The sequence below is a fragment of the Myxococcales bacterium genome, from assembly GCA_016706225.1.
Lineage (GTDB): Bacteria > Myxococcota_A > Polyangia > Polyangiales > Polyangiaceae > JADJKB01.
In genome coordinates, this window is record JADJKB010000022.1 from 66968 (window position 1) to 78709 (window position 11742).

At 66.5% G+C, this 11742-nt stretch carries 8 protein-coding genes; 4 read left to right on the top strand and 4 right to left on the bottom strand.

The window, feature by feature from the left end; all coding sequences use genetic code 11:
* Positions 1-232 precede the first annotated feature (232 nt).
* The 3 genes from IPI67_31430 to IPI67_31440 all read left to right on the top strand — a co-directional run bounded on the left by IPI67_31430 (position 233) and on the right by IPI67_31440 (position 3748).
* The gene (locus IPI67_31430) at positions 233-1195 is read left to right on the top strand and encodes a hypothetical protein (GenBank protein ID MBK7584686.1); all 963 of its coding nucleotides are present in this window, start codon (positions 233-235) and stop codon (positions 1193-1195) included.
* A gap of 159 nt (positions 1196-1354) precedes the next feature.
* Entirely contained in the window at positions 1355-2422 is a 1068-nt protein-coding gene (locus tag IPI67_31435; GenBank protein ID MBK7584687.1) for a class I SAM-dependent methyltransferase, read from the top strand.
* Positions 2423-2518: 96 nt separating this feature from the next.
* Positions 2519-3748 (top strand): hypothetical protein, encoded by a 1230-nt coding sequence (locus tag IPI67_31440; protein ID MBK7584688.1) that lies wholly within the window; start codon positions 2519-2521, stop codon positions 3746-3748.
* A gap of 164 nt (positions 3749-3912) precedes the next feature.
* On the opposite strand, the gene IPI67_31445 is transcribed toward IPI67_31440, so the two are convergent.
* On the bottom strand, positions 3913-5127 hold the full coding sequence (locus IPI67_31445) for a hypothetical protein (protein ID MBK7584689.1): 1215 nt from the start codon (positions 5125-5127) through the stop codon (positions 3913-3915).
* Positions 5128-5290: 163 nt separating this feature from the next.
* Here IPI67_31445 and IPI67_31450 point away from each other — a divergent pair, with 163 nt between their 5' ends.
* A complete protein-coding gene (locus IPI67_31450; protein MBK7584690.1) occupies positions 5291-7096 on the top strand; it encodes a hypothetical protein in 1806 nt (601 codons plus the stop codon).
* Between the two features lie 12 nt (positions 7097-7108).
* Here the strand turns inward: IPI67_31450 and IPI67_31455 are convergent, their stop codons facing one another.
* Genes IPI67_31455 through IPI67_31465 form a run of 3 tightly spaced genes read right to left on the bottom strand, consistent with a single transcriptional unit; the run spans position 7109 to position 11738 of the window.
* Positions 7109-9457: a hypothetical protein gene (locus IPI67_31455; protein MBK7584691.1), complete on the bottom strand. Its 2349-nt coding sequence runs from the start codon at positions 9455-9457 to the stop codon at positions 7109-7111.
* A gap of 28 nt (positions 9458-9485) precedes the next feature.
* Positions 9486-10619, bottom strand: a complete 1134-nt coding sequence (locus IPI67_31460) for a hypothetical protein (GenBank protein MBK7584692.1) — start codon at positions 10617-10619, stop codon at positions 9486-9488.
* A gap of 45 nt (positions 10620-10664) precedes the next feature.
* Positions 10665-11738 carry a hypothetical protein gene (locus tag IPI67_31465; protein ID MBK7584693.1) on the bottom strand — a complete coding sequence of 358 codons (1074 nt, stop codon included), beginning with the start codon at positions 11736-11738 and terminating at the stop codon, positions 10665-10667.
* Positions 11739-11742: the final 4 nt, after the last annotated feature.

Genomic DNA, 11742 nt, shown 5'->3' on the forward strand with positions numbered 1-11742 from the left:
GGCCTGGCCCCGAGAGAGGTGTACCATCCGCCTGCACCCGCGCTGAGGCGGTGCTGGCCTTCCTCCTCGCACACCCGATGCCATGAACTGCCGATTCGTCGCACCATCGCTCCTCGCAGCCCTCTTGCTATCGGCGTGCGGCTCCGTCGCCCCACGGGTCCCGACGCCAGCGCCAGAGCCCGCTCCGCCCCCGGCGCCCAGCGTCGTCTTGATCGAAACCGCGGACGCGAGCGTGAGCGATCGCACACCCGCCCTCAGCATTCCGCCGGTTGCTGCGCTGCTCCGCGATGGTTTCGAGCAGCGCTTTGCGGAGCGCGCTCTCCCCCACGACCGAAGCGGCCAAAACAAACCCCACGTCGTCGTCGACAAGGGTCCCGGCAAGGCTCGCATCATCTTCGACGAAGCGACGGAGCGGCTCCTCTTCTGGGTGGAAGATAGCGGGCTCTTGGAGACACCCGCCAGCGTGACTCCGCTCACCCGCAACCCCGCGAAGCCTGGCCCCAAGGAACGCGTGCTCGTCGGCCCGGGTGCCTTCCTCACTCGGCTACGCGATCAAGCGGGCTTCGTCCGTGTCTCGGCCAGCGATCAAACCGTTGCGGCCGAGGGCTGGCTTCCGGCCTCGGCGATCGCTCGCACCTACGTGCCGGCGACGGTGCCTGCTGTGTCGGGCAATCAGAGGTGGGCGCTCGCTCGAGGCGCGAACCTGCTGGAGCGCCCCGGCGGTCCGGCGTTGGCCAAACTGCTCGACACTGCACCGCCCCAGGTGACGGTGGACGGGATTTCGACTGGCCCGGCGTGGTTCGTCGAGGTCGCCTACGGCTCTTCGTCGCTGTCGGTCCGGGGTTTCGTGCCCAAGTCCGCGTTGTCAGAACCCCAGTCCATGGGTTGGGGGCGGAAGGGTTTCGGTTACGCCGCCCACCAGGATCCGCCTTCGGAAATCCTCACCTTCTCCACCGGCACCTGCCTTTATGACGAGCCGTGGGGTGAGGTCATTGGTGTGCTCCGGTTGCCGGTCAGCAAGAGCGTTCACATCGAGACCGGTGCGACGAGCGCATGGCGCTTGCTCGATTTCCCGCGAACCGGAGCGAAAGCCTGGGCGCCCCGCGAAGGCGCGCAGCCGAATCAACCCACCGGCAAGTTGACGCCGCTCTCGCTGGCGGACGGGTTCGGCTGCAGCCCGGCGCCGCCGCGCTGATTTTCTTTCCCGCTTCCAGCAACGGGACTTTTCTTGATCGTGTTGGCGGGGGCTCGCCGGGCGAAACCCGCGCTGGGTGCCTGAAGCAGGGGCGCGTCTCGCGAGCGAACGGGCAAAGCACACTTGCCGCGTCGACGATTTTGGGCCTAGTTGGCTCCAATGACTCGACACCTCCTCGCTACGACGCTCTGCCTTCTGGCTTTCGCTTGTGGTTCCGCTCGGCCTGCCGCCATCGCTCCCATCGCGCCTGTCACGCAGCCCCCCGCCGGCGGCGACGGGTTCGGAACACCAGAGCCCGGCGCGGCGTCCCCAGAGCCGACCCCCGAGGAGCTGAAGAAGGCCGAGGACCTGAAGAAGCTCGTCGCAGACCGCGAGAAGATGCGAAGTGAGCACCAGACCGAGCTGGCGCGATGGACGCCGGAGCTCGTGACGGAGGCTAGAGCCCTCGCAGAGAAGTTCTACCCGAGCGGGCGCAGCGCCGTGCAGGCCGCGTTGGCCGGCAAACACCGCATGCCCGGCAATGCCGAGCGCGACCGGGCCCGTCGCCCTTTGGACACTCTCGAGCTGATGGGGTTTGCCCCGAACATGACGGTTCTCGAGTACGGACCAGGCGAAGGCTGGTACACCGAAATACTGGCGCCAGCGCTCGCGCGGCGAGGCAAGCTCGTCATCACGAATGGTGATCCCAAGGGCCCGCCGGATCAGCGCAGCACATTCTACGCCGAGCGGGTGCAGCTGTTCCTGGACACGTCGCCGGAGGCCTACGGCAAGGTCGAGCGGCTGGTGGTCGACGGGCGCGCGCCCAAGCTCCCGCTGACCGGGACTGTCGATCTTGCGCTGGTCATTCGAGGCATGCACGGCATGCAGAACAACGGTGTGCTCGACCAGTGGCTCGGCCAGCTCCACACGGCGCTGAAACCGAAGGGGGTGCTCGGCGTGGTTCAGCACCGCGCGAAGCCCGATGCCGACCCGGTCGTGAGCGCCAAACAAGGCTACCTGCCGGAGAAATGGCTGATCGAGCGGATCGAGGCGGCCGGCTTCAAGCTGGTCAAACAGAGCGAGCTCAATGCCAACAGCAAGGACACCAAGGACCACACGGACGGCGTGTGGTCGCTGCCTCCCACCCTGCGCGGCGGCGACAAGGACCGCGAGAAGTACCTCGCCATCGGCGAGAGTGATCGCATGACGCTCAAGTTCACGAAGATCGACAAACCGCGCGCGAAGTAGTCCTGCCAGCGTTCGCGCGGGCGAGCCCGGGGGGCACTATCGTGCGCGGCTAGCCTCCCCACAACTGCGGCCGTGCTAAGCTGCTGACCTCGTGCAATGACCGGGGATCAGGAGCTGGCGGAAGCACTCACACGAGCGCTGTCGATCGAGAGCCTGGAGGACGCAGCGGAACAGAGCGCGCTGGAGGCACGCCTCCGCGAGGGACTCGAGCAAGCGCGGAGCAAGTGCCCCGGCGCTCGCTTGTCGGTGGAGAGTTGGCTCGCCCACGTCGCCAGCAAGCTCGATCCCGGCATTGGGCTCATGCACACACTCGAGGGTGTGCACCTCGACGAGTTGTACGTTGTCGCCGGGTGCCTGTCCGGCGACCGGAAGAGCCTCGAGCTGTTCGAACAGCTCTACGGCGGGGTCGTGAGCAGCACAGTGGCGAAGCTTCGTATCGACGCCGATGCCCGCGACGAAGTGACGCAAGAAGTGATGTCGGGGCTGCTCGTCCCGCGCTCCGGTGAACCGGCGAAGCTCCAGAACTACTCGGGTCGCGGCTCGCTCGGGAGTTACCTCAAGGTGATCGCTACGCGGACCGCGCTCCGCAGAAAACGCCGACGCCGGCCGGAGGGACCGCCGGCCGACAGCCTACTCATCGAGGGGTACTTCCTGACGCTGTTTGGTCTGGCCGAAGAGGGAGAATCAGAGCTCAGACGCGCGCTGGATGTCGTGCAGCGGCTCGGTCTGTCGGAGCTGGAGCAGATGATGCAGCAGAACCTCGGCTTCGCCTTGCTGAGGCTCGGACGTCGAGCCGAGGCCGAAGAGTGTTACGCGAAGTCTCTGGCCGCACTGGGTGAGAGCGGCGCGCAGCGCAAACAGGGCATCTCACACCTGTACCTTGCCCAGATCGCCCTCGAACGTGGCGAGCACGCTTGCGCCGAACTCGCAGCGCGTCAGTCCGTGGAGTGCTTCGAGGCCGGCGCACCGCATTTGGTTCCGTTCGCGCGCGCGGTCACCGCCCGAGCGTTGATGGAGTCGGGGCAGACGGAACCTGCTCTCTGGGAGGCTGACGCCGCCTACGCGCACTTGTCGGAGAAGACGGGGGTGGCGGAGGGTGAATTCTACGTCCGCTGGACCAAGGCCGACCTGGTGTCGCGCTCCGGCGATCGGGCCGAAGCACTTCGAATCGTCGACCTAGCTGCAGCCCGTCTGCGCGAGCTCGCGGCCCGCATCCAGTCGCCCGAGCTGCGGACGAGCTTCCTCGAGCGGGTCCCGGTGCACGCACTCGTGTTTTCCCTCAGAGAACAGTGGCACGCGGACGGTCACGGTGAGTCGTCGCGGTAGAGCACGTCCTCGCACAGCTCGAACACCATCACGAGATCACCGATGCGGCAGTAGGCTCGATCGGCGAGCGTCGGTTCGTCGCCGAAGCGTTCAATCGCACGCGCTCTGATCCGTCCCTGTGGCAGCAGTCTTCCCGCGGGCGAAGCGCGCGCCGCGTTGCCGGCTCAGGGTTCCAACGTGGAATTGTTGATCTCGACCTTGGTGTCGTCGTGCATGGAAATGCCCGGCTTGGCGTACCAAGAGCCACCGCTGTTCTTCCGAATGACCGAGTCGTTGATCACGATGTTACCGCTGTGATCGTTGGTCACGAAGAAGATCGCACTGCCGTGGGCGTTGACGCTGTTGTTCTCGATCAGTGTTCCACACAACGACAACGTCATGGTGTTGCCGTCGTTGTAGATGGCGCCGCCACTGCCGCCGCCCGGTGTCCCCGCCTTGGCAGGGTTGGCTCCGTTGCCGACGGCCTTGTTGTAGCTGAAGAAGCTGTTGATGATGGTCCAGGACACGCCAATGCTGCTGACGCCGCCGCCGTTGGAGCCCGAGTTGCCGAACCCATTCGGGTCGCCACCGAACGTGGAGTTCACGACGTAGACGGGCTTGCCTTCCGACTGGCTCAACACACGCACGGCCGCGCCGCCGATGTCCGGCCCGACGTCGGCGCACACGTTGTTGAAAAAGCGGGTGTTGATCAGCTTGATGCGCCCGCCCCTCGAGAAGATCGCGCCGCCGCCGTCCTCCTCGGCCTTGGCGTTGCCGTCGGAGAACGTGATGTTCTGGATGCTCAGCTGGGGGTGGTCCTGATCCTGGCAGTGTGAGGTCGTCCACACCTGGTCCTTGTCGCAGGTGTTCATGTACAAGATGCGACGCTGGCCATCGCCACTCAGCACGACCTTGCCGCCGCCGTCGATCACGATCTTCGGGCCCTTGTCGTTGAAGATCTTGGCGGTCGCCGTCAGCTTGATGACAACCGGATCCTTCCCGCAGCTGAAGGTGATGACTCCACCTTTTGCGACGGCGCTGACCACGGCGTCCGACGTACAGCTCGCGGCGGTGCCGTCACCTACGACAGTGGTCGGCGCCGAAACGTCCTCCGGCAGGGCATCGGCCGGGATGCCGAGGCTGCACTTGTCACCGTCGGGGTTGCCCGCCGGCGGCCCCGACTCTGGGTTCGCAAGCGGGTTGATGATGCTGCCGGCCGAGCCGCCCCCGCCGCCGGTGTTCGCCCCGCCAGCAGCGCTGCCACCTGCGCCCGCGCCCCCCGCACCGCCTGCTGCGGCTCCACCGGTCCCGGAGGCGTCACCGGAGTCGGAACCGCAGGCGAGCTGTGAGCTCGCGAATGCGAGAGCCAGAAGTCCTCGTGCAAAGATCTTGATGGTCATCATGGGCCTTGTCACCGGGCGAAGCGAGCTCGGCAGTCAGAGAATGCCATGGAACTAGACTCCGAACCAAGCCACAGCCCGCGCCCGCCGCTCATCCGGAGCCGTCGACGACTCGGGGCCCTGCCGCTAAAGTGGCGGGCGTCTGCTCTCGGAGGCATTCGCGATGAATCTGCGCCTGACGTTGCTTTTCTTCACCACCGTCGTGCTGCTTGGCAGCGTTGCCGGAAACGCCGCCGCCGAGACCAGCTGCGGGCCTGATTGTTATCTCGCGGACAGCTGTGAACAGGCAGCGGTGCAGAGTGCGGTCGATGCTGCCGTGGCGGCGAAGGGTGGCACCGTGCGGATCCCCGACCCGACCGGCGCGCCTTGCCAATGGGCGAAGGCCGTCCAGGTCGACGCATCCAAGGTGCCACTCGACATCGTCGGACAGAGCCGGAACACCACACACATCGTGGCCAGCGAGCAGGCGTTCGCCATCACTGCTGGCGTTGGGCAGCTGCTCAGCGTGTCGGAGCTGAAGTTCTCGGACGCTACCTGCAAGGGAAGCTGCGACTCGGTGTTGGGCATCGGTGGCGGTGACAAGTGGCGCCTCCACCACCTCAGCTTCGAGACCACCGGCGTGTTCACTCGCCTGTTTCGCTCGTATGGCAAGAGCTTCGGTCTCATCGACCACATCAGTGTGAGTGGCAGCACCCCGAGTGAGTTCGCCACCGTGGACGACGAGGGGTTTGCGGCCTGGAAACGCCCGGTCGACCTGGGCAGCGCCGAGGCGGTCTACATCGAGGACTGCGACATCAATTTCACCGGCTCGTGGGAGGGGCGCCCGTTCGACGGAGAGAATGGCGGGCGTATGGTGGTGCGGAAGAACCAGGTGAAGAACCAGATGCTGGGCAGCCACGGGCTGGACTCGGGTTTTGGCGCGTCGATCTTCAGCGTCGTTGCCTACGGGAACTCCTTCGTGCTCGACGATGCGACGCCGGCGTGGAGCTCCAAGACCTGGGCGCGGCTGACGCACTTCCGAGGTGGCACGGGCCTGCTCTACGACAACACCTGGACCATCGGTGACGACATCTGGATTGGCTCATCGAAGATGGATCTGGCCATCTACCGGACGGCCGCCGATGCGGGCGGGAACGAACACTGGATGCCCTGCGACGGCTCGCAGTACCGAATGTGCTCGAACATCGCCAAGGACTGGAGCGTCACATCCGGCCCCTATCCGTACAACTGCAAAGCGGATCAAGACTGCATCGACAAGGTCGGGGCCGGCACGACGTGCAAGTGGAAGCTCTGCTCCGTCTCCAAGCTGGAGCTGTGTACGACGGACGCCGAGTGCCCGTCGGGTGAAAAGTGTACGGAGTACCTGGACGGAACCGGAGCAGACGCCTACCCGTGTTTCATGCAGATCGGCTTCGCGACCGAGATGCAGCGTCACCCCTGGTACGAGTGGGGCAACACGTGGTCGGGCGGCGAGGGCAGCAGCGGTTGCGGGACCCCGCCCTGTAACGCGGACTTCGGCGAAGACGTGAGCCAGCTGGAGCCGGGCCGCGACTACTTCGACGATGTGCCCACGGGCACGTCGCCTCCGGCAACCTGCAAGGCGTACGACGGGTTCTTCAACACCGCGGAAAAAACGCTCTATCGCTGCGACAGCGCGGGCAAGTGGCAAACCTACTACAAGGAGTATCCGTATCCTCACCCGATGCAGGGCAATGGCGGCGCGGGCGGCAGTGGCGGCGCGGGCGGAGTGAGTGGTGCCGGCAACGGCGGCGCGGGCGCAGGCGCGGGCGGAGCGAATACGGGCGGCGGTGGTGGAAGCGGCGGCGCCGCCGGCAAGGGGGCGGGCTCCGGCAGTGACGACTCGGGCTGCGGTTGTCGTACGCCGCGCGGTACGAGCTCGGCTTCATGGCTCGGCGCGCTGGCGCTGGCGACACTCATCGGTAGCAGACGACGGCGTCGAACCGTCTGACCACGCTCCACGTCATGGGACGAGGTGCGCGAAGAATCCGGTCTTCGTCGGGGAGAGCGGCCCCGTGCCAAAGTCCAGCGTTCCGCCGGTGTACTTGCCTGCGAGCCCAACGGCTGAGCCCACCCACACCACACTCGTCGGTGTATCAACGCTGATGTAACCCCAGCCCTTCGATGAGACGTGGGCTCCCTGAGAGCTGAAGCGCGTGAGTGCGAGATCGGTCTGACCGATGTGGGCGACCGGGCCTCCGCCGAAGTCCACAGCGCCGCTGATTTCTGCCGCGAACGCGATCTCCCCGCTGCTGGCTGTCGCAACGGAGATGCCGCGGTCGTCCCCGCTGCTGCCGAACCCCTTGGCCCAGGTCGTGGACAAGGACACAGCGTCGAGCTTCAGTAGGAATGCGTCCGCGGCTCCCTTGCTCACGACGGGCCCGGCTCCGAAATCAACCTGCCCGACGAACGCGCCGGTGACGATGATCCCCGAGTTCCCGTCGCGCGCGATATCGCGACCGTTGTCGACGCCGGAGTCTCCGAAACGCTTGGCCTGCTGAACCGCGCCGTCCACGCCGGAAAACCGGGCGACGTACACGTCCGCCGCGGTGCTGGTGCTGACCAGCTGTGTTCCCCCTAGGTCCAAGGTGGCGACGAAGTCCCCCACCGCGACGACGTTGGTCCCGTCGCCCGCCAGGGCTCGAACGGGAGCACCGCTCGAGCCCGAGGAGACCGTGAGCTCCTTCGCCCACGCCAAGCTTCCGGTCACACCCGAATACTTCGCCAGGTAACCCTGCCAGCTCGCGTCGTAGAGCTGCGAGCCTCCGAAATCGAGCGTGCCGTAGAAACGGCCTCCCACGTAGACGTTATCGGCCGCGTCGACCGCGAGCCCGAACAACTCTCCACCCGCCTGGCTCGCGGGAATGCTGACACAGCGGGACCAGACCTCGGTGCCCTTGTCGGCGCTGTATTTGATCACGAACAGGCCGGCGTTCGGGCAGCTCAGGGGCTTCGAGAACGATGCCCCGTTGGTGGTGGTCCCGACCACGATCACGTTTCCCTTCGAATCGACGGCGACCTCTTCCAGTTGGTCGCTACCCGTCCCACCTTGGCGCTCCACCCACAGCGGAGCACCAGCCGGCGTGAACTTGCCAATGAACAGATCGTTTCCGCCCGCCGAGCTCAATGACACTCCGCCGATGTTCTGACCGGTGATGAACGTGCCGGCCGCAACCAGATTTCCGGTCGGATCCGCGGCGACCCGCGGGGTGCCCGTCATCGCCTCGACCCAAGTGGTGGGCCCCGCCGGCTTGCAGAGTTTGTTCACGCAGTTTGCGCTCTTGCAGTCGGCGTTCGTACCGCAGCCTTTGCCGTCGGCACAGCCGCTACATTGGCCGCCGCCGCAGTCGATGTCCGTCTCGTTACCGCTCTGGGTCCCATCGCTGCAGCCCGCCGTCGTGCACACCCCCGCAGCGCATTTGCCCTCCGCGCAGTCGCTCGCCGTCCAGCAACCCTTCGGCGCGGGGCACTTCGGGCAGCTCTGCCCACCGCAGTCGACGTCAGACTCCGCGCCGTTCTGGAGCCCGTCGGCGCAGCTCGGCGCCGCGCATTTCTGAGCCGTGCAGACGTCACTGGCGCAGTCACTCGGCTTGGTGCAAGGGGCTCCCGCGCACGCACCGCACGCTCCGCCACAGTCGACGTCGGACTCGGCGGGATCTTTCACGCCGTTCTGGCAAGCGCTGCTGCCACCGTCGAGGCCACCCACGATGCATCTGCCGTTCTGATCACAGGAGGAGCCGGGGCAATCCTTGTCGGTGACACACTCCGGGTTGCAGGCGCCCGCGAGGCAGATCAGGAACCCGGGGCAGTCCGAGTCGTGGACGCAGTTCTGACCGACACTCGCGTCCGGAGAGGTACCGTCGGGTTTGATCAGGCCGCCACCGGCGTTCACGTCGGCTGGGACGGCACACGAGTACTCCGCGCACACCTGATCCGGAACGCAGTCCGTGGTGAGCTTGCACTCGGGGCGGCACTTGCCGACGACGCACTTGAAGCTCGACGGGCAATCGCTGTTGTACGTGCACTTCTGCTCGCTCTCGAACATGCACACCTTGAAGGGTTTGTCCGTCGGCACGCAGAGCTCTCCGTCGGGGCAGTCGCGCTGCTCGGTGCACTCGACGTGGCACGTGCGGAATGCGCAGACCAGCGGCGACTTGCAGTCAGTGTTGAGCAGACATCCCTCGGCCAGCTGCGCGCGTCGCAGCTCGGCAGCATCGTCCGAACCGCAAGCCCCGACCGCCGCGGACCCCAAGCCCGCGACGCAGCTCAGGACCAAGACCCGTCCCCAGGCGCCCTTCCCCGTTGATCGCATCACGGGAGCGTAGGCTGATGCGCGCAGCCTAGCGAGTGACTTCGTCGGGGGGGGGCCGTTGGCTGCCAGAAGCGTCTCGCTTGGCCTTTGCTTGCCAACGCCGCGCGAGTGCACGCGCCGCGACCGGGTACAGCCCGAGCTGCGCGCAGTGGTCGCGTTTGCCCCCGCCGGCGTAACCGCGCAGATGAAAATCACCCCGATCGAAGATCTCGATCAGCTGGAGACCGAGCGCATCTTCACGCTCCGCAGCCAGGGGTCTTCCCCCGCGCTCCAGCGCCAAGAAATGCATGGTCTCGGTCGTCGACGCAAACCCATCGGTGTCCACCGACGAGTGACTCACGAACATGAAGGCCTTGCCGTCGACCGCGCGCTCGGCGAAGCGCAAGAACGGCCCGAGCTGTTTGGGCATCATCTCCCGGTCCCGCGAGCAGTGCAGCCCGTCGAGCAGCACTACGCCGTCGACGCGGTCGCGGGACGGTGAACGCTCTAGCAGGATGCTGATGGCGTCGTACCCCGCGCTCCAAGCAGCGAGCGCGACATGGCGCGCGTGCGCTGCACGCCCCGCACTCTTGGAGACGACCTGTTCCACCGCGGCGAGCAGCTGATCGAGAGCTTCGGGACCGCCGTACTCCCCGCGGTAGTCGCGCAGCGTCGTGCCAAAGAGCACGATGGGAACCTTCGCCTCTGCCAGCATCGTCCAAGCCACGTCGTGGCCGTTGAAGATCAGCAGCGTGTCGAAGTTCCCTTCCGTGTCCACCGCCTGAGCCTCGGGAAACGCCACGTAGCCTCGGGAGGAGATCGACTGCCAGGCCCCGAAGGTCGACTCTGTCGCCTTGGGCAACGCGCAGGGATCCACGCCGCCGCGCTCCGCCGCCGTACGCTCGTGCCGATGCGCCGGGTCGGGGCGGGCAACGACCCAGCTCGTGTCGTCCACGGCGCGGGCCGCCGTGCCTTGAAAGGCTTCATCCCGCGGCGCCAGCGCAAACGCGGGCCGCTCTGGGCTCACGGGGTCGATGATGACTCGCGAGTCCGTCTCGAGCGCGCGCGCTCCGCGCTCGAGTACCAACGGGATCGGCCGCACCGGGCGCGACCGCCAGGCGAAGGCGCCACCTACCGCGCACACCACGACGGCGAACGCGGCCAGCTGCTTGGTACGGGCCATGAGCGTTCGCGGACGCTAACACGTGGCCCCGCTCGAGAAGCAGAGTCACTCACAGTCGTAGCGCGCGTAGGTCACACCTTGGTCCGAGCGCATGGCCTGGATGACACCACCAGCATCCAGCACGACCAGGTCGCGGAAAGACTCCTCGGGCAGGGTGTTCACGGGCAGCGTGGCGCTCCCTACCGGTTCCCCGCTCAGCGGATCCAGACAATGGAGCACAATCGCGTTTGCGCCGGGCGACTGCTCGACTTCGGCGGCGAAGTAGATCTTTCCAGACTTGTCGCTGTCGAGCAGAGAGAGCATGTGTACGTGGGCATCGAGCTTGAGCTCACGAGTGAACCGGTGCTCGTTCGTCGCGCGGTTGATGCTCGACACGTAGACTCGCCCCAGCGGCGCCTGGATGATGCCCGCGTTCAAGAATGACTTGCCGTCTCGGCTGGGTCGGCCGGGGATCTCGCTGCGCGGGTCGGCGGGCGTGCCGTCAAGACCGCCGATCTTCACCAGGGGGCCGTGCTCGCGCTCGACGTAGACGTCAGAGCCGTCCACGAATACGCCCGTGATGCTGCCCACATCGTCGATGCCCTGCCCCTCGAGCGTGAGCTTGCCGCGGAGCTTCCCCGAGTCGTCGTAGAGCGTGACGGCCTTGTCCCGGTGCCGGTCGAGCACCGCGCTCGAGCCATCGGCGGCCACGGCCATGTCTTCCGGGTTCTTCACGTCGACGAGAATATTGTTGTCCTGGCTGCCGTCGGCCGCCCGCACTTGGATACGACCGTTCACGTTGTCGAGCACGTGCACGCGACCGCGGCCATCCACTCCGAAGCTCATTGGACCTATCGGGTTGCCTTCGGGAGGACGCTCGCGACCCAGCTCCTCTTTGGCTCCGCCCCAGCGCGCAGTGAAGAGCGCGCGGCCCTGCGGGTCCCTGGCCTTGGGCGTCGCGGATTTGTCGTCATCGACCACGCGTCGTGTCGAGCGCGGCAGCTCCACCGGAGCCTCCGGCGCGCCCGCCGCCGCCGCCGGCCGCTTCGTTTTGGGTTTCTGTTGTGACGACGCGCGCAGCGAGAAGAACGCCGCGACTCCGCACACCAGCACCAAACCAAGAACGGCAGGCCTCCGCATTACG

Coding starts and splice junctions, on each gene's coding strand:
- IPI67_31455 (MBK7584691.1), bottom strand. CDS start 9,457: ATGCGATCAACGGGGAAGGGCGCCTGGGGACGGGTCTTGGTCCTGAGC.
- IPI67_31460 (MBK7584692.1), bottom strand. CDS start 10,619: ATGGCCCGTACCAAGCAGCTGGCCGCGTTCGCCGTCGTGGTGTGCGCG.
- IPI67_31465 (MBK7584693.1), bottom strand. CDS start 11,738: ATGCGGAGGCCTGCCGTTCTTGGTTTGGTGCTGGTGTGCGGAGTCGCG.
- IPI67_31435 (MBK7584687.1), top strand. CDS start 1,355: ATGACTCGACACCTCCTCGCTACGACGCTCTGCCTTCTGGCTTTCGCT.
- IPI67_31445 (MBK7584689.1), bottom strand. CDS start 5,127: ATGACCATCAAGATCTTTGCACGAGGACTTCTGGCTCTCGCATTCGCG.
- IPI67_31440 (MBK7584688.1), top strand. CDS start 2,519: ATGACCGGGGATCAGGAGCTGGCGGAAGCACTCACACGAGCGCTGTCG.
- IPI67_31450 (MBK7584690.1), top strand. CDS start 5,291: ATGAATCTGCGCCTGACGTTGCTTTTCTTCACCACCGTCGTGCTGCTT.